20 protein-coding genes are annotated in these 15,868 nt (G+C 67.0%); 10 read left to right on the forward strand and 10 right to left on the reverse strand.

The genetic code is table 11. The features are described 5' to 3' along the window. Nucleotides 1-19 precede the first annotated feature (19 nt). Nucleotides 20-754: a TlyA family RNA methyltransferase gene (locus AC0CH8_RS04395; protein WP_465238856.1), complete on the reverse strand. Its 735-nt coding sequence runs from the start codon at nt 752-754 to the stop codon at nt 20-22. Nucleotides 755-936: 182 nt separating this feature from the next. On the opposite strand from AC0CH8_RS04395, the gene AC0CH8_RS04400 reads away from it, so the two are divergent. Next, on the forward strand, nt 937-1,602 hold the full coding sequence (locus AC0CH8_RS04400) for an RBBP9/YdeN family alpha/beta hydrolase (protein WP_204194153.1): 666 nt from the start codon (nt 937-939) through the stop codon (nt 1,600-1,602). Nucleotides 1,603-1,827: 225 nt separating this feature from the next. Here AC0CH8_RS04400 and AC0CH8_RS04405 read toward each other — a convergent pair whose 3' ends face one another. The 7 genes from AC0CH8_RS04405 to AC0CH8_RS04435 all read right to left on the reverse strand — a co-directional run bounded on the left by AC0CH8_RS04405 (nt 1,828) and on the right by AC0CH8_RS04435 (nt 7,372). Next, nucleotides 1,828-2,913, reverse strand: a complete 1,086-nt coding sequence (locus tag AC0CH8_RS04405) for a LuxR C-terminal-related transcriptional regulator (RefSeq protein WP_465238857.1) — start codon at nt 2,911-2,913, stop codon at nt 1,828-1,830. Then, nucleotides 2,906-3,067 (reverse strand): hypothetical protein, encoded by a 162-nt coding sequence (locus tag AC0CH8_RS04410; protein WP_465238858.1) that lies wholly within the window; start codon nt 3,065-3,067, stop codon nt 2,906-2,908. Before AC0CH8_RS04410 ends, AC0CH8_RS04405 begins: the two co-directional genes overlap by 8 nt. Continuing rightward, nucleotides 3,064-4,989, reverse strand: a complete 1,926-nt coding sequence (dxs, locus tag AC0CH8_RS04415; protein WP_465238859.1) for a 1-deoxy-D-xylulose-5-phosphate synthase — start codon at nt 4,987-4,989, stop codon at nt 3,064-3,066. The genes AC0CH8_RS04410 and dxs overlap by 4 nt, the downstream gene beginning before the upstream one ends. A 109-nt stretch (nt 4,990-5,098) precedes the next feature. Then, a complete protein-coding gene (locus AC0CH8_RS04420; RefSeq protein WP_204194160.1) occupies nt 5,099-5,566 on the reverse strand; it encodes a Fur family transcriptional regulator in 468 nt (155 codons plus the stop codon). 57 nt (nt 5,567-5,623) lie between these two features. Then, nucleotides 5,624-6,007: a MerC domain-containing protein gene (locus AC0CH8_RS04425; protein ID WP_465238860.1), complete on the reverse strand. Its 384-nt coding sequence runs from the start codon at nt 6,005-6,007 to the stop codon at nt 5,624-5,626. Nucleotides 6,008-6,107: 100 nt separating this feature from the next. Then, nucleotides 6,108-7,112 carry a DUF6976 family protein gene (locus tag AC0CH8_RS04430; RefSeq protein WP_465238861.1) on the reverse strand — a complete coding sequence of 335 codons (1,005 nt, stop codon included), beginning with the start codon at nt 7,110-7,112 and terminating at the stop codon, nt 6,108-6,110. Continuing rightward, entirely contained in the window at nt 7,109-7,372 is a 264-nt protein-coding gene (locus AC0CH8_RS04435; protein ID WP_465238862.1) for a hypothetical protein, read from the reverse strand. Before AC0CH8_RS04435 ends, AC0CH8_RS04430 begins: the two co-directional genes overlap by 4 nt. 108 nt (nt 7,373-7,480) lie before the next feature. Here AC0CH8_RS04435 and AC0CH8_RS04440 point away from each other — a divergent pair, with 108 nt between their 5' ends. The 5 genes from AC0CH8_RS04440 to dcd all read left to right on the forward strand — a co-directional run bounded on the left by AC0CH8_RS04440 (nt 7,481) and on the right by dcd (nt 12,445). Continuing rightward, complete coding sequence (locus AC0CH8_RS04440) at nt 7,481-8,521, forward strand: COX15/CtaA family protein (RefSeq protein ID WP_204194166.1); 1,041 nt, start codon at nt 7,481-7,483, stop codon at nt 8,519-8,521. 141 nt (nt 8,522-8,662) lie between these two features. Beyond that, entirely contained in the window at nt 8,663-9,142 is a 480-nt protein-coding gene (gene rplM, locus AC0CH8_RS04445) for a 50S ribosomal protein L13 (protein ID WP_082474823.1), read from the forward strand. Further along, nucleotides 9,142-9,699 (forward strand): 30S ribosomal protein S9, encoded by a 558-nt coding sequence (gene rpsI, locus AC0CH8_RS04450; protein ID WP_465238863.1) that lies wholly within the window; start codon nt 9,142-9,144, stop codon nt 9,697-9,699. The genes rplM and rpsI overlap by 1 nt, the downstream gene beginning before the upstream one ends. A 359-nt stretch (nt 9,700-10,058) precedes the next feature. Then, nucleotides 10,059-11,822 carry a bifunctional metallophosphatase/5'-nucleotidase gene (locus AC0CH8_RS04455; protein ID WP_465238864.1) on the forward strand — a complete coding sequence of 588 codons (1,764 nt, stop codon included), beginning with the start codon at nt 10,059-10,061 and terminating at the stop codon, nt 11,820-11,822. A 68-nt stretch (nt 11,823-11,890) separates the two neighbouring features. Continuing rightward, on the forward strand, nt 11,891-12,445 hold the full coding sequence (dcd, locus tag AC0CH8_RS04460) for a dCTP deaminase (RefSeq protein WP_055847979.1): 555 nt from the start codon (nt 11,891-11,893) through the stop codon (nt 12,443-12,445). A gap of 6 nt (nt 12,446-12,451) precedes the next feature. Here the strand turns inward: dcd and AC0CH8_RS04465 are convergent, their stop codons facing one another. Together AC0CH8_RS04465 and eno are read right to left on the reverse strand one after the other, a co-directional pair. Continuing rightward, nucleotides 12,452-12,772, reverse strand: coding sequence for an FtsB family cell division protein (locus AC0CH8_RS04465; RefSeq protein ID WP_204194169.1), 321 nt, complete (start codon nt 12,770-12,772; stop codon nt 12,452-12,454). Continuing rightward, on the reverse strand, nt 12,769-14,052 hold the full coding sequence (gene eno, locus AC0CH8_RS04470) for a phosphopyruvate hydratase (protein WP_465238865.1): 1,284 nt from the start codon (nt 14,050-14,052) through the stop codon (nt 12,769-12,771). Before eno ends, AC0CH8_RS04465 begins: the two co-directional genes overlap by 4 nt. 145 nt (nt 14,053-14,197) lie before the next feature. Here eno and AC0CH8_RS04475 point away from each other — a divergent pair, with 145 nt between their 5' ends. Genes AC0CH8_RS04475 through AC0CH8_RS04490 form a run of 4 tightly spaced genes read left to right on the forward strand, consistent with a single transcriptional unit; the run spans nt 14,198 to nt 15,863 of the window. After that, nucleotides 14,198-14,719 (forward strand): hypothetical protein, encoded by a 522-nt coding sequence (locus AC0CH8_RS04475; RefSeq protein WP_204194172.1) that lies wholly within the window; start codon nt 14,198-14,200, stop codon nt 14,717-14,719. A gap of 27 nt (nt 14,720-14,746) precedes the next feature. Continuing rightward, the gene (locus AC0CH8_RS04480) at nt 14,747-15,055 is read left to right on the forward strand and encodes a phage holin family protein (protein WP_465238866.1); all 309 of its coding nucleotides are present in this window, start codon (nt 14,747-14,749) and stop codon (nt 15,053-15,055) included. Beyond that, nucleotides 15,052-15,387, forward strand: coding sequence for a DUF3618 domain-containing protein (locus AC0CH8_RS04485; protein ID WP_465238867.1), 336 nt, complete (start codon nt 15,052-15,054; stop codon nt 15,385-15,387). Before AC0CH8_RS04480 ends, AC0CH8_RS04485 begins: the two co-directional genes overlap by 4 nt. Further along, a complete protein-coding gene (locus AC0CH8_RS04490) occupies nt 15,384-15,863 on the forward strand; it encodes a hypothetical protein (protein ID WP_465238868.1) in 480 nt (159 codons plus the stop codon). Before AC0CH8_RS04485 ends, AC0CH8_RS04490 begins: the two co-directional genes overlap by 4 nt. Nucleotides 15,864-15,868: the final 5 nt, after the last annotated feature.

Below are 15,868 nucleotides of genomic sequence, written 5' to 3' on the forward strand. Positions count from 1 at the left end.
ACCGCCACGCCTGAACGCGCTAGGTCCGCACCGCGCCGATCAGGAATTCGACGTTCCCCTCCGGCCCCGTGATCGGGCTGGTCATGGTCGCCGCGACTTGCCAGCCCGCGCTGTCCAGCCATGCCGCGACCTCCGCGCAGACGCGGGCGTGGATGACGGGATCGCGGACGACGCCGCCCTTGCCGACCTCGCCCCGCCCCGCCTCGAACTGCGGCTTGATCAGCGCGAGCAGGCGTGCACCCGGTTTCGCGAAGGACAGCGGCCGCTCCAGCACCTTGGCCAGCCCGATGAAGCTGGCGTCGCAGACCACCAGATCGACCGGCTCCGGAATATGCGCGTCGGTCAGGATCCGCGCGCTGGTCTGTTCGTGCACGACGACCCGCGCGTCCTGCCGCAGCTTCCACGCGAGCTGGTTCGTTCCACTGTCGACGGCATAGACCTTCGCCGCCCCGCGGGTCAGCAGCACGTCGGTGAAGCCGCCCGTGGAGGAGCCGACGTCGATCGCCACCGCTCCGGTCACGTCCCAGCCAAGCTCGTCGAGCCCGTGCGCCAGCTTGATGCCGCCGCGCGACACCCACGGATGATCGCGCCCGCGCACGTCGAGCACGACGTCGTCCGCCAGCTGCTGCCCCGGCTTGTCGAGCTTGCGATCGCCGACGAACACCAGCCCGGCCATGATCAGCGCAGCCGCTCGCGTCCTCGATTCGGCAAGCCCGCGATCGACGAGCATCTGGTCTGCGCGCAGTTTCGGCATGCGCCCCTATCGCGCTGCCAACGTCCTGCCGCAACCCGGCGTCGCACCGGCGCAGCAGACCCGAATCGCTATTGTCTACCAAGCTAGTAGGAATAGCTTCGTGAGCGGGGGGCGTGGCCCGACGGCGTGCCCTAGAGCGCCGGAAGCCCACGCCCCTTCGATTGAATAGAAGGAGAGGCGTCATGGGATCGTTCGCTCCATTCGAGGGCGTACAGCCGACCATCTTGACCGTGCCGGGCCTTGGCGGCTCCGGCCCGTCGCATTGGCAAAGTCTGTGGGAGCGCGAGCGGCACGACGCGATCCGCGCCGAGCTCGGGATGTGGAACACGCCGCATCGCAACAGCTGGGTGACGAAGCTGGATCAGGCGATATCGACCGCGCAGGCACCGGTGATCCTCGTCGCGCATTCGCTCGGCTGCATCGCCGTGGCGTGGTGGGCATCGCTCAGCCCGCAACCCTATGGGTGGCCGGTGGCGGGGGCGCTGCTGGTGGCCCCGGCCGATGTCGACCGCGCCGATGCGCCGCCGGAGATCAGCGGGTTCGCACCCGCCCCGCGCGGCGCGCTGCCGTTCCCGTCGATCGTGGTCGCATCGACCGACGATCCGTGGATCACGTCGCAGCGAGCCCACAGCCTGGCCGCGGAATGGGGCAGCCATTTCGAGGAGGTCGGCGCGCTGGGCCACATCAACGCGGCGAGCGGCCTCGGTGCGTGGCATGACGGTCAAGACCTGCTGGAACGCGTGATCGCCGCCAGCGGCGACGGGCGGGGGCATCAACGCACACCGGGCGACGCGCGGCGGGTGCTGGCGACGCCTGCCGAAGCGGTGCGGCGGGGTGCGCGGGGTTGAATGAGGTAGGACGCCGGGAACACCCTTGGATGACGAAAGATAAAAAACGCCGCGCTTCCCTCACCATTCGAGGCGGTTTCTCCGTAGTTCCGCGCGGGCGGGAAACAGTCACTGGCCTCCAGACTTCACGAGAGGATTGATCGCTCCGCCGGTCATCGCGGGCGAAGCGAAGCAATCCAAGCCGCGAGAGCCGACGTGGGCCGCCTCGCTCCGCTCGCAACCACGTCAGCGCGTGGAGAATCGGATGACCCCAGGCCGCGCCGGTGTTCCATTGGCACCGACGAAGTTCCTGAACTGACCGTAGTTGATGCCGACGGCATACGCCTTGCCGGCCGACGCCGTGCAGTGGAGGGAAAAGGTTCGGCCGTCTGCGGACACCTGCGGCCGGGGATCACAATCGGGATACCCCGCTACGTCCGTCGATGTGAAGGAGTAGCTGTCACGCTGCATTGGCCGATCGAACGTCACCGATATCGTCACGGGACCAGCAGGTACGACAGTTGCGTCGGCGGGACGGCTGCGGCTGATCTTGGGAACTTCGCGGCTGACGCGATGATGATAGGCGACGAACACGCCTTTACCGTCTGGCCCGGCGGCGACCATGAAGGTGCCTTCGAGTGTGAAGCCCATGTCTGCAGGACGAATGAACCGGTAGTCCTGCAACTGTTCGAGCGTCTTGCCCCCTCGCTCGTCCTCGATTTCACCCGCAATCTCGCACAATGTCGACGCGCATGTTGCGCGAAGCCTGCTCAACCCTGCGATCCATCCATAGCGGTTGAGCAACGCCGCTTCGGTCGTGGTGACCCAACCCGTGTCTCGCCTCTCGCGGCGGAGCTTACCGTACAGGGCCTCGACGCCGGGAAACGACTTCATCTCGAAAGAGCCCAACAGAGGATCGGGCGCGATCGGCGCGGTTTGCTGCGGCAGGAGCAAGTAGGCGAGCAACCCCGCCGAGATCAGGATAGACATGGCGATCAGCACCTTCGGCCAGCGGCCCGCCGCACGGTGCGGCGGGTCCGTGACGACGCGCTGAACCGCGGGCGGCGCGGCGGCCATCCCGATTTCCTCGTCCCGATTTTCTTGGGAGGCGCTCGCCGCCGCCAGCTTGCGGGCGAGTTCGCGGCTGCTGCCAACGCCGGTCTTGCGCCGCGCCTCGCGCAGGCGTTCGTTGACCGCATTCTCGGTCAGGCCGAGTTCGACCGCGGCGGTCTTGGCGGTTTGTCCCTCGGCCAGCAGGGCGAGCACGCGGCGCTCGATGCCCGTCAGCGGCAGGTCCACCGCCGCGGCCCCGGACATCGACTGATCAGCCATCGACCGGCTCGCCGTCCCGCTCCACGGCCCGCTCCTTCTCAGCGCGGGCGGCGGCGGTCGCGGCCTTCATCCGGCGCCAGAGGTGGACGTTGACGCCGACCAGCATCACCAGCAGCAGGCCGGTGAGGACGACGACCGCCGTCCAGCCCTTCAAGCCCGCGCCCCCTCCGGCACCGTCGCGCTGTTGTGGCGCAGCGCGGTCAGCACGGTCGTGACGATGCCGTCCGCGTCTAGGCCGGCGGCGGCATACTGCACCTCCGGCTTGTCCTGATCCTGGAACGTATCGGGCAGGCGCATCGTGCGCAGCTTGAGCCCGCCGTCGATCAGCCCCTCGTCACTCGCCAGCGTCAGCACGTGCGCGCCGAGCCCGCCGACCGCGCCCTCCTCGATCGTCACCGCGACCTCGTGCGTGGTCAGCAGGCGACGGATCAGCGCCTCGTCGAGCGGCTTGGCAAAACGCAGATCGGCGACCGTCGTCGACAGCCCCTTGGCCTCCAGCTGCTCGGCGGCTTTCAGCGCCTCCTCCAGCCGGGTGCCGAGCGACAGGATCGCGACGGTCTTGCCCTCACGCACCACCCGCCCCTTGCCGATCTCCAGCCGCTGCGGCTGGTCCGGCAGGTCGATGCCGATACCCGCGCCGCGCGGATAGCGGACCGCGATCGGGCCGCTGTCGTGCAGCGCGCAGGTGTGCGTCATGTGCACCAGCTCCGCCTCGTCCGCCGCCGCCATCACGACGAAATTGGGCAGCGTCGCGAGATAGGTGACGTCGAACGATCCGGCGTGTGTCGCGCCGTCGGCACCGACCAGCCCGGCGCGGTCGATCGCGAAGCGCACCGGCAGGTTCTGGATCGCGACGTCGTGGACGACCTGATCGTAGGCACGCTGGAGGAAGGTCGAATAGATCGCGCAGAACGGGCGCATCCCCTGCGCGGCGAGGCCGGCGGCGAAGGTCACCGCGTGCTGCTCGGCGATGCCGACATCGAAGCAGCGGTCGGGGAATGCCTGTGCGAACTTATCGAGGCCGGTGCCCGACGGCATCGCCGCGGTGATCGCGCAGATCGTCGGGTCGCGCTCGGCTTCCTTGACCAGCTGCTGGCCGAACACATTCTGATATTGCGGCGGTCCCGGCGGTGCCTTGGCCTGAGCGCCGGTGATGACGTCGAACTTCTGGACGCCGTGATATTTGTCCGCCGCCGCCTCGGCCGGGCCATAGCCCTTGCCCTTCTTCGTCACGACATGGACGAGGATCGGTCCCTCCTCGGCGTCGCGGACATTCTCCAGCACCGGGATCAGGTGGTCGAGATTATGGCCGTCGATCGGGCCGACATAATAAAAGCCCAGCTCCTCGAACAACGTACCGCCCATCGTCATGCCGCGGGCGAACTCGTCGGTCTTGCGTGCGGCGGTATGGAACGGCCGCGGCAGCTTGCGCGCGAACTTCTTCATGAGTTCGCGCAGGCCGAGGAACTCGCGACTCGATACGATTCGCGACAGATAGGCGGACAGCCCCCCGACCGGCGGCGCGATCGACATGTCGTTGTCGTTCAGGATGACGACCAGCCGGTTGCCCGCCTGCTCGGCATTGTTCATCGCCTCGTACGCCATGCCCGCCGACATCGCGCCGTCGCCAATCACGGCGATGCCCTTGCCGGGCGTGCCCGCCAGCTTGTTGGCGATCGCGAAGCCCAGCGCGGCGGAGATCGAGGTCGACGAGTGTGCCGCGCCGAACGGGTCGTATTCGCTTTCCGAGCGCTTGGTGAAGCCGCTCAGCCCGCCACCCTGCCGCAGCGTGCGGATACGGTCGCGGCGACCGGTCAGGATCTTGTGCGGATAGCATTGGTGACCGACGTCCCACACCAGCCGGTCGCGCGGCGTGTCGAAGACATAATGGATCGCGGTCGTCAGCTCGACCACGCCGAGTCCCGATCCGAGATGCCCGCCGGTCATGCCGACCGCGGCGATCGTCTCGGTGCGGAGTTCGTCGGCAAGCTGGCGAAGCTGTTCCGGCTTCAGGGTGCGGAGGTCGGCCGGGGTCGAAACGGTGTCGAGCAACGGGGTTGCGGGGGTATCAGACATGGCGGCGGTTTATCCCACCCCGGCGGTGGTGTCGATTGCAACCGGTGATGGGCGAATTCTTGTCCCGTTCTGCACCAGGCGTGCACGTGGCCGCTACGGGTTCGGTGCTTCAGTTCACCCGGCAATCCGCGCATCGGCCGCGAACCTCGATCACCGGGCGGACCGGCTGGAACCCTGCCGCGCTCGCCGCCGCGCGGACACCGCCGGTAACGCTGTCGTTGTCGAGGTGAGTCGTCTGGCCGCACTGATCGCAGACGAGGAAGATACAGTCGTGGAGACAGTCCGGATGCGCGTTCGCCACATAGGCGTTCGCGCTTTCGACCCTGCGGGCGAGGTTCGATCCGACGAACAGGTCAAGGATGCGATACACGCTGTTGGCCGCGACGCGCCGCCCCTCCCGCTTCGAGACGGCATCGGCGATGTCGTAGGCGGACGCGGGCTTGGCGAACCCCGCCAGCGCCTCGAACACGCTGGCGCGCATCGCGGTCCATTGCTCGCCGGATTTCTCCAGCGTCGCCTGCGCCGCGGTGAAGAGGGCGTCGCCCTCCGGCTCATGATGATCGTGCGCGTGCGCCATACGTCATGAGATAAGGTGACGTGCCCCCGCGGGCAAGCGCCGCCTTAGCTGCCCGCCTCAGGTGGTGGCGCGGCGGTTCAGGTCGTGACCGAACGCGAGTAGACCAACGCCGACGATCGTCCACAGCGCTTCGCCGCCGGAGCCGTCATGCGGCAGGTTCATCGCCCCGGCCATGACGCCCAGTCCGAATGCGCCCATCGCGGCCGGCATCGCGTAGCCGTGGATCAGGATGCCGCGACCCAGCGCCACCGCGCCCATCACGATCGCCAGCGTCAGCCCGATCTCGTGAAAGATGGGGTCGAGCAGCATGCCCCCCGCCGCCGATGCCAGCGCGAGGAGCACCGACGTCGCGAGACAATGCACGACGCACAAACCCGACAACCCGATCGCGAAGCGATCGAGACTCGACAGCCAGTTGGGACGGTGCAGGACGAAACTCACGACCGCCATGTAGCCAAGCCGAAGCAAGGTTACAACATCACATCGTGCAATTTCGCCTGCATATTCTGGCGTCGGAGCGGTTCTCTGGCGTCGGAGCGGTTCAGCCCTGCTCGATGGTCAGGTGCACCATCGTTTGCGTGAGCAGGACGTAGGCGATTTCCCCGAACGTCATCGGTCCGGTGATCGTCCCCGTTCGCTGCCCCTCCAGATCGGCATAGGCGTAGTTCAGAACGCAATTGCAGCTGAACGTCGGGGCCGTCTCCATGCCGGCCACCGCCGCCTCGAACTGGGTCGGATAGTGGCCGATCGGCTTGGCGAAGCGATAGGCCATGCCGGCGAAGACCGGTGCAAAGAATTCGACCCGGCCCTCGTCGTCGATGATCCGGGCGATCGCCACGTTGATCGCCGCGCCGTTATAGTCGGCGACCAACGGCAGGCGCGTGTCGATCCCGCGATCGGCGATGAAGTCGACGAGCCGCATCCGCTCCCCGTCGACACGCACCCATTCGGTGGAGAAACCGGGCTCGTCGAACGTCAGCGTCTCGCCATCGCCCTGCTCGAACAGGTTGACGATATCGACCTTGGCAAACACCGTGTCGGGCAGCGCGACGTGCATCACGGCGGCGGCCGAATCCGATACTCGACCGGTACGGCCGTCGAAGACCTTGGCGGAATCGATGCCGACACGGTCGAGCGCGACGCCCGTCACCCATCCGACGACGGGCCGGTCGAACAGCCCCTTCCACTCCGTACCTTCGATCGCGAAGCGGCTGTGCACCGGCGATTGCGACGGCAGCAGGATCACGCTGAAACCATTGTTCGCACCGTCGGCGGCGAAGTGCGGCAGCGCGTCGGCGTCATAGATCGCCTGGTGCGCGATACTGGCCGACGCCGGCAGGCGCGCAACGAAGATGCGCTCCGCGTCGTGGATGCCGCCATGCTCGGCGGTCATGAAATAGGGGATCGTGCCGCCGATCCAGTCGCCGCGGGGAAGTTCGCGCAACAGCCGCTCGTCGCCGGCCAGGAGCAGCATAGCCCCGGCTTCGATCATGCCGGCGACTTCGGCAACGCCGTGCAGCGATCGGTGGAAGGTCATGGCGTTCATCGTGCGGCTCCAGCAAAGATCGACTCGTAATCGGGTGCAGCAAACCGCAGGTTCGCGACGAAGAACTGCCGGAGTTCGGCCACCAGCGCCTGCAAAGACGACGCGTCTCGCTCGTAGGCGCCGCGGATGCGGATCATCATGATCCTCAGCGCCAGACAACGATATTCGAATTTCCGCTCACCCGATACGAGTGTCCGCCATCGCGGATCACTCTCCGGTGCAATCGCCACGTCGCCTTGTTGTACCACGATGTTCCCCATCAAGTCCGATGCCGGGATTAAACCGATTTGGGCTAAATATTCCTTTACTGGGTGGATGCGGAAACCTGTGACACTTGGCCGACGAGATAAGCTGCGGTAAACGCGCCCATGCTTCAGGTCAGCGCCGCATTCATCTCGTCCACCCGCCCGCGCGCGGTGGCGCGCTGGCTGTACGCGGTCGCCGCGCTGATCGTGGCGATGGTGATCGTCGGCGGCATCACGCGGCTGACCGAGTCGGGGCTGTCGATCACGCAGTGGAAACCGATCAGCGGCATCGTGCCGCCGCTGAACGATGCGCAGTGGCAGGCGGAGTTCGCCAATTACCGCCGCATTCCCGAATACACCGCGTTCAATCAGGACATGACGCTCGCCGGGTTCAAGGCGATCTTCTTCTGGGAATATCTGCACCGCCTGCTTGGCCGCGTCATCGGCATGGCGTTCGCGCTGCCGCTGATCTGGTTCGCGGTGCGGCGGCGCATCCCCGCCGGCTATGGCTGGCGACTGACGGCGCTGCTGGCGCTCGGTGGGCTTCAGGGCGCGATCGGCTGGTGGATGGTTGCCTCGGGCCTGTCGGTGAGGACCGATGTCAGCCACATCCGGCTGGCGGTTCACCTGACGACGGCGCTCGTGATCCTGGCGGGCATCGTCTGGACCGCGCTCGACCTGATGGCGTTGCACGGCAACCGCATGGCGGCGCCCGCCCGCCTCGCGCCGGTGGCGACACTGGCGCTGGCGGCGTTGTTCGCGCAGATCGTCTATGGTGCCTTCACCGCCGGGCTCGACGCCGGTTACGCCTTCGCAAGCTGGCCGCTGATGGGCGATTCGCTGTTCCCCGCCGGCGTGCCGATGCTGTCGCCGGGGTGGAGCAACGCGGTCGACAACCCGATTGTCGTGCAATTCATCCACCGCTGGTTCGCCTTCGCCGCCGCCGCCGCGCTCGTCGCGCTGGCATGGCGGGCGAATCGCGTCGGCGCACGCGGGGCGGCCGGGATGGTCGTGGTGCTGGTCGGGCTGCAGATCGCGCTCGGCATCTCTACGCTGCTCAGTGGCGTGCAGATCGGCATCGCGGTCGCGCATCAGGCGAATGCGGCGCTGCTGCTGATCGCCAGCGTCGCCGCGGCGCATGCGATCGGCCGGCGGCGGACCTGACCGTCAGAACACCTCTGGTATTGTGATACCCGTCAGCAATGTGGCGGATTGCTTGACTTCCGGGCAACTTTCCACGAATGGCTCCCGGTCCGCGCCGCTCCTTCTGGAAGCGGCGCGCTCTTGTTTGAAAGGTCTACGCCCATGAAGGCGCTCATGAAGACCACCAAGTCGGCCAAGCCGCATGAGGTGGAGAAGAAGTGGCACATCGTCGACGCCACCGACCTGGTGGTCGGTCGCGCCGCCGTGGTGATCGCCAACGTCCTGCGCGGCAAGCACAAGACGTCGTTCACCCCGCACGTCGATTGCGGTGACAACGTCATCGTCATCAACGCCGACAAGGTCCGCTTCACCGGTAACAAGGCCGGCAAGAAGATCTATTACAAGCACACCGGCTATGCCGGCGGCATCAAGGGCGTGACCGCCGCCAAGGTGCTCGAGGGCCGCTTTCCGGAGCGCGTTCTGGAGAAGGCCGTGGAGCGCATGATCCCGCGCGGCCCGCTGGGTCGCGAGCAGATGCGCAACCTGCGTATCTTCAAGGGCGAAGCGCACCCGCACGAGGCGCAGAACCCCGAGGTCCTCGATATCGCCGGCATGAGCCGCAAGAACAAGGTGGGCGCATAATGACCGACAACCGCCAGTCCCTCGCCGATCTGGCCGCGCTGACGCAGACGCCGGCCCCCGCTCCGCAGTCGGGCGACACGTCCGCTCAGCAGGCCGACGACTATATGTCGGGTGCGGTCGAGGCGCCCCGCGCGCCGACGATGCCGCTGCGTGAGCAGATCATCGACAAGCAGGGCCGCGCCTATGCCACCGGTCGCCGCAAGGATGCGGTCGCCCGCGTCTGGGTGAAGCCGGGTTCGGGCAAGATCACGATCAACGGTCGCGATCAGGAAGTGTATTTCGCCCGCCCGACGCTGCGTCTGGTCATCAACCAGGTGTTCGGCATCACCGAGCGCGAGGGCCAGTACGACGTGGTCTGCACCGTCAAGGGTGGTGGCCTGTCGGGTCAGGCCGGCGCGGTCAAGCACGGCATCAGCCAGGCGCTGACCAAGTACGAGCCGATCCTGCGCGCGCCGGTGAAGGCCGCGGGCTTCCTGACCCGCGACAGCCGCACGGTCGAGCGTAAGAAGTACGGCAAGGCGAAGGCCCGTCGTAGCTTCCAGTTCTCCAAGCGCTGATCCTTTCGCTTCCCGCGAACGATGGAGGGCGGTCCCGCGGGGCCGCCCTTTTTCGTTGCGGTTCCTGTGGGCGGAGAGGATTCGCTTGCCGAATGGCTGGCGCGATTTCACTCCCCCGGTCCTGCATTGAACTTAAAACGTGTTCATCATGCCGCTGGTAGCGGCATCCACGGTTCTCGACACTCGATCGCCGGTTAGCTCGCGGTGCGGGACGAGCCCGGCGGCAGGGATGACACGGCGGCTCAGCGGCCAAAACGGACCGGCACGCAGGCTGCCCGGCACCCGCCGCAACCCTCTGGCGATCCCGGCGAACTGTCGCTAGAGGCGCGGCCGATACCCCCGACGATATCGAGACCGCCATGACAGCGCGCCGCTTCACCACGCTGCTGCTTCCCATGCTCGCCGCCCTGCCCGGCTGTGCGGCGCTAGTCGCGCGCACTGGCGCTGCCCCGATCGAGGTCGGCATCCTCGCGATCAACGATTTCCACGGCAATCTCCAGCCGCCGCATCTGGCGATCACCGCGCCCGACGGGAAGACGCCGGTCCCGGCCGGCGGCGCGGCGTATCTCGCGTCCGCCATCGCCAGCCTGCGGCGCGCGCATCCCAACTCGATCACCGTGTCGGCCGGCGATATGACCGGGGCGAGCCCGCTACCCTCGTCGATCTTCCTCGACGAGCCGACGATCGCGACGATGAACGCGATCGGCGTCGATCTGAATGCGGTGGGCAATCATGAGTTCGACCGCGGCACGACGGAACTGCTGCGGCTCCAGAAAGGCGGCTGCGCCCGCAACGCCACCCCCCTGCCCTGTCGATTGGAGAAATTCGGGGGCGCACGCTTCCAGTATCTGGCCGGCAACACCATCATGGAAAACGGGGCGAGCCTGCTCCCCGCCACCGCCATACGGACCTTCGGCCAAGGATCGCGGCGGGTCACGATCGGCTTCATCGGCCTGACCACGCGTACGACGAACACGTTGGTCAGCCCTACCGCCATTCGCGGCATCCACTTCGCCGACGAAGCCGACACGGCCAACCGTCTCGTCCCGGCTTTGCGGAAAGCGGGGGCGGACACGATCGTGCTGCTGGTCCACGAGGGCGGATATCCGCAGCCGGAAACCGATCCCAATGCATGTGCAGGGTTGAGCGGACCCATCGTCGACATCGCGAAGCGGCTCGACCCGGCGATCCAGGTCGTCGTCTCGGGGCACACGCATAAGGCGTATATCTGTCCCAACATCGTCAGCCGCCCCCTGCTGCTGACCAGCGCGGGCAAGTTCGGGTCGATCGTCACCGATATGGCCCTGCGGTTCGATCCACACAGCAAGCGCCTCATCGACAGCAGCGCCCGTAACGTCATCGTTCAGGGCGAGGCGTTCGAGGTCGACGGACGCACCGTAGGGCTGTCCGACGCCGTGCCCCGCTTCGCGGCAGACCCGGTCGTGGGCAAGATCGTGGATCGCTACGTGACCGCATCCGGACCATTGGCGGAGCGCGTGGTCGGCCACATGACCCGTGCGCCTGCACCGAAGGATGGGCCACCACGCCGGTACGAGACGGAACTCGGCAACCTCGTCGCCGACGCGCAACTCGCCGTCATGAGCGTGCCGGAGAATGGCGGCGCGCAGGTGGCGTTCATGAACCCCGGGGGCATCCGGACGGACCTGAAGATCGGTGATGGCGGTGCGGTCACCTTCGCCGACGCCTATGCGGTGCAGCCGTTCGGCAACGTGCTGATGGTCCGCGAATTTACGGGCGCCCAGCTACGCGCAGTGCTGGAACAGCAGTTCGACATGGGGGGCAAGACGCTGGTCCTCAGCGTGGCGGGCATGACCTACGCCTTCGATCGCTCCAGCCCCGCGGGGCAGCGGGTCATCGACGTCGTCGTTCAAGGGCGTCCGCTCATCGATACGGAACGCTATCGTGTGTCGGTCAGCAACTTCCTCGCCGTGGGCGGCGATGGGTTTACCAGTTTCGTGGTCGGTCGGGACGTCCCCGGACAGGGCATCACCGATGTCGATGCGCTGTCGGATTATCTCGGTCGCAGCATTGTGACGCCACCGCCGGTAAACCGCATCGCCGACCGTACGCCTCCCGGCTGGACGGCTCCGTCGACGCGCTGACGCCGCCGATCCCCCCTTGCCCCGCCCCGCCCTTGCCGCGATGAGCGACGGCAAAGGGAGCCCGACCGATGTCCGTCATGTCCGACCGCTGGATTCGCGAGCGCGCGCTCGCCGATGCGATGATCGAGCCGTTCGTGGAGTCGCAGCGTCGCGACGGTTGCGTCAGCTACGGCCTGTCGTCCTACGGCTATGACGCCCGCGTCGCGGACGAGTTCAAGATCTTCACGAACGTCGACAGCGCGATCGTCGACCCCAAGAACTTCGCCGCCAACAGCTTCGTCGATCGCAAGACCGACGTATGCATCATTCCGCCGAACAGCTTCGCGCTGGCGCGGACGGTCGAATATTTCCGGGTGCCGCGCGACGTGCTGGTGATCTGCCTCGGCAAGTCCACCTACGCGCGGTGCGGGATCATCGTGAACGTGACTCCGCTGGAGCCGGGCTGGGAAGGCCATGTCACGCTCGAATTCTCCAACACCACGCCCCTGCCCGCCAAGGTTTATGCCAACGAGGGCGCGTGCCAGTTTCTGTTCCTGCAAGGGAACGAGCCGTGCGAGACGAGCTACGCCGACCGCGCAGGTAAATATATGGGCCAGCGCGGCGTGACCCTGCCGCGGCTGTAGTCCGCGCTATTTCGGATCGAGCGGGACGATCACCTCGTCGGGATGAGCGACGTTCAGTTCCTTGCGGACCATTTCGTCGACCATGTCCGGGTTGGCGTGATCGGGATTGAGCAACGCCACGCGGTTGCGCAGCACCTCGCGGCGCTTGTCGAGCACCGCAAAGTCCTTTTCCCGCTTGGCGAGCTGCCGCTTATAGTCCCCATACGCGAGTACCCCGTTCGGCCCCAGGATCGCGTAGGCCCCGAAAAACGCCAGCACCGTCAACGCCAGCGCCGGGACGGCGGCACGGCGCAGCGTCTTCCGGAAGGTGGATTCCCGCGTCTTCATCGCGCCCCCATCAGGATGTCACGACCGGCATAACGCGCGGCATCGCCCAATTCTTCCTCAATGCGGATCAACTGGTTGTACTTCGCCAAACGGTCGCTGCGCGACAGGCTGCCGGTCTTGATCTGGCCGCAGTTGGTCGCGACCGCGAGGTCGGCGATCGTGTAATCCTCGGTCTCGCCCGAACGGTGGCTCATCACCGCCGTGTAGCGCGCACGCTGCGCCATCGACACCGCCTCCAGCGTTTCGGTCAGCGTGCCGATCTGGTTGACCTTCACCAGGATCGAGTTGGCGTAACCGCCGTCGATGCCCTGCTTCAGCCGCTTGGGGTTAGTCACGAACAGGTCGTCGCCGACCAGCTGCACCGTGTCGCCCACGGCCTCGGTCAGCGCCTTCCAGCCCTCCCAATCGTCCTCGCTCATACCGTCCTCGATCGACGTGATCGGATAGCGACGCGTCAGGTCCGCCAGATACTCCGCCATCTCGTGGCTGCCGAGCACCTTGCCCTCGCCGCTGATGTCGTACCGACCGTTCTTGTAGAACTCGGTCGCCGCGCAATCGAGCGCCAGCATCACGTCGTCGCCGGGGGTGTAGCCCGCCGTCTCGATCGCCCGCATGATGAAGTCCAGCGCCTCGGTCGTGCTGGCGATGTTCGGGGCGAAACCGCCCTCGTCACCGACGCTGGTGGCCAGTCCCTTGTCGTGCAGCGCCTTCTTCAGCGCGTGGAAGATTTCGGAGCCGCAACGGACGGCCTCCAGGATATTCGGCGCGCCGACCGGCATCACCATGAATTCCTGAAAATCGATCGGGTTGTCGGCATGCTCGCCGCCGTTGATGATGTTCATCATCGGCACCGGCAGCAGATGCGCCGAGACACCACCGACATATTTGTACAGCGGCAGACCGCGCGCCTCCGCCGCCGCCTTGGCCACCGCGAGGCTGACGCCCAGGATCGCGTTCGCGCCCAGCCGGCCCTTGTTCTCGGTGCCGTCCAGCTCGATCATCGCGCGGTCCAGATCGGCCTGATCCTCCGCGTCCATGCCCAGCACGGTGTCGGCGATCTCGTCGTTCACCGCCTCGATCGCGTCGTCCACACCCTTGCCGCCCCAGCGGCTCTTGTCGCCGTCGCGCTTCTCGACCGCCTCGTGCTTGCCGGTGGACGCGCCCGACGGCACGGCCGCGCGGCCGAAGCTGCCATCCTCCAGCAGCACGTCGACTTCCACGGTGGGATTGCCCCGGCTGTCGAGGATCTGGCGGGCGTGGATGTCGATGATGGCGGTCACTGGGCGCTCCTGGCAGCGTATCGTTCGCGCGGTGCTGTAGAGCCGTGCCGCGACGTGGGCAATCGCCACGCCGTGCATGCCTGGTTTGCCAGCAGGGAACCGGTGGGGATAGGTTTTGTTGAAGCGTGGTAACGGAGGAACACACATGGCCGACGACGACCTCAAGCCGATCAGCGACGGCGACATCGTAACCCCGCCCGCCAGCACGGCCTTTCAGCCAGCGGAACCGCTGAAGGACGCAGGCGTGGAATTCGCGCCCGCTTCGGACGACACGGGCACCACCACCAGCAAGACCGAAACCGCCAAGCAGGCGATCCGCGATACGACGGGCAAGGTCGGCCAGCAGGCCACCGAAAAGCTGCGCGCGTATGCCGATGATGGCAAGGCGCGTGCCGGTTCGGCGCTCGACCAGCTGTCGCAACTGCTGATCGATGCAGCCGGTCAGGTCGACGACAAGCTCGGTGCGCAATACGGCCAGTATGCTCGGACAGCCGCCGATCAGGTGCAGGGCTTCGCCGAGACGGTGAAGAACAAGGATGTCGACGACCTGCTGGAGGATGCGCGTGGCTTCGTGCGCGCCAGTCCCGGGGTGGCAATCGGCGCGGCCGCCGCTCTGGGCTTCGTCGTCGCACGACTGTTCCAGTCCGGCCTCGACGATCGGGCCTGATCCGTCATGTTCGGGGAACAACCGGGGGTGACGACGCTCGTCGGGCGGCTGGTCGATGAAAGCCGGACGCTCGTCTCGGCCGAAGTCGCCTTGTACAAGGCGAAGGCGGGCGAGCGGGTCAGCGCTTACAAATCCGCGATCGTGTTCTTCGCGATCGCGGGGGTGCTGGGGTTGGCGGCGCTGGTCGCGCTGCTGGTCGGCCTCATCATGGCGTTGGCGACCGTACTTCACCCGATCTGGGCGACGTTGATCGTCGTCGGCGTCGTGCTGCTGCTCGCCGCCATTCTCGGGATCGTCGGCAAGGGCCGCCTCGCGGGACCGGAGCGTAGCGTATGAGCAATCCCAAACTCGACCTGCTCGCCGCCGAGGCGGAAGCCGCGCTCGCCCGCGAGCGTCTGTCCGGCACCGTGGCACAGCTTCAGGCGAAGCTCGACCCCAAGGCCCTGGCCGAAGAGGCGAAGGACGCCGGACTGTCCGCCGTCCGTGCCGGCGCGGAGGGTGCCCGTCGCAATCCCGGCATCATCGCCGGGGCCGCCGCCGCCACGGGCCTGCTGCTGGTCAGCGGCCCGATTGCCCGGTTCTTCCGCCGTCGCCGCGTCCGCAGGCCCGTCCCCGCGCAACCCATCGCCCATTCCGAAGCCCATTCCATCGAGGTAACCGAGCCATGACCGACCAGCCCAACGACACGCATTCGACCTTCGAGGACGCCCGCGCCGCCGCCGCACAGACGCTGCACGATGCGCGGGACAAGGCATCGGAGGCGCTCGCCACGTCGAAACAGACGACCAAGCAGGCGGTGCACCGTGCCGCGAGCGAGATCGAGACCAATCCGCTCGCCATTCTCGCCGGTGGCCTCGCGGTCGGTGCGCTCGTCGGCGCCTTGGTGCCGCGCAGCGCACGGGAAAAGGAACTGCTCGCCCCCGTCGGCAAGCGTATTTCCGACACCGCGCGTCAGGCGTTCGCCGCCGCCAAAGAAGCCGGCCGCAGCGAACTGGATCAGGCCGGCCTGACGCCGGGCGCGGCCAAGGATCGCGGCAAGGACCTGCTCGATGGCGTCAAGAAAGCGCTGGTCAGCGCGGGCAGCGCCGCCGCGCAGTCCGCGAAGAATGCGGACGCGTCGGCGCAGTCGTCCGAAACCGTCTGATGCAG

The sequence above is a fragment of the Sphingomonas sp. AC435 genome (genome assembly GCF_979253005.1).

Bases quoted from the DNA above. Each gene is read 5' to 3' on its own strand.
- AC0CH8_RS04485 (WP_465238867.1), top strand. From the start codon at position 15,052: ATGAGCAATCCCAAACTCGACCTGCTCGCCGCCGAGGCGGAAGCCGCG.
- AC0CH8_RS04435 (WP_465238862.1), bottom strand. From the start codon at position 7,372: ATGGGGAACATCGTGGTACAACAAGGCGACGTGGCGATTGCACCGGAG.
- AC0CH8_RS04395 (WP_465238856.1), bottom strand. From the start codon at position 754: ATGCCGAAACTGCGCGCAGACCAGATGCTCGTCGATCGCGGGCTTGCC.
- rpsI (WP_465238863.1), top strand. From the start codon at position 9,142: ATGACCGACAACCGCCAGTCCCTCGCCGATCTGGCCGCGCTGACGCAG.
- AC0CH8_RS04475 (WP_204194172.1), top strand. From the start codon at position 14,198: ATGGCCGACGACGACCTCAAGCCGATCAGCGACGGCGACATCGTAACC.
- dxs (WP_465238859.1), bottom strand. From the start codon at position 4,989: ATGTCTGATACCCCCGCAACCCCGTTGCTCGACACCGTTTCGACCCCG.
- AC0CH8_RS04455 (WP_465238864.1), top strand. From the start codon at position 10,059: ATGACAGCGCGCCGCTTCACCACGCTGCTGCTTCCCATGCTCGCCGCC.
- AC0CH8_RS04440 (WP_204194166.1), top strand. From the start codon at position 7,481: ATGCTTCAGGTCAGCGCCGCATTCATCTCGTCCACCCGCCCGCGCGCG.
- AC0CH8_RS04430 (WP_465238861.1), bottom strand. From the start codon at position 7,112: ATGAACGCCATGACCTTCCACCGATCGCTGCACGGCGTTGCCGAAGTC.
- AC0CH8_RS04405 (WP_465238857.1), bottom strand. From the start codon at position 2,913: ATGGCTGATCAGTCGATGTCCGGGGCCGCGGCGGTGGACCTGCCGCTG.
- AC0CH8_RS04420 (WP_204194160.1), bottom strand. From the start codon at position 5,566: ATGGCGCACGCGCACGATCATCATGAGCCGGAGGGCGACGCCCTCTTC.
- AC0CH8_RS04465 (WP_204194169.1), bottom strand. From the start codon at position 12,772: ATGAAGACGCGGGAATCCACCTTCCGGAAGACGCTGCGCCGTGCCGCC.
- AC0CH8_RS04490 (WP_465238868.1), top strand. From the start codon at position 15,384: ATGACCGACCAGCCCAACGACACGCATTCGACCTTCGAGGACGCCCGC.
- rplM (WP_082474823.1), top strand. From the start codon at position 8,663: ATGAAGGCGCTCATGAAGACCACCAAGTCGGCCAAGCCGCATGAGGTG.
- dcd (WP_055847979.1), top strand. From the start codon at position 11,891: ATGTCCGTCATGTCCGACCGCTGGATTCGCGAGCGCGCGCTCGCCGAT.
- AC0CH8_RS04400 (WP_204194153.1), top strand. From the start codon at position 937: ATGGGATCGTTCGCTCCATTCGAGGGCGTACAGCCGACCATCTTGACC.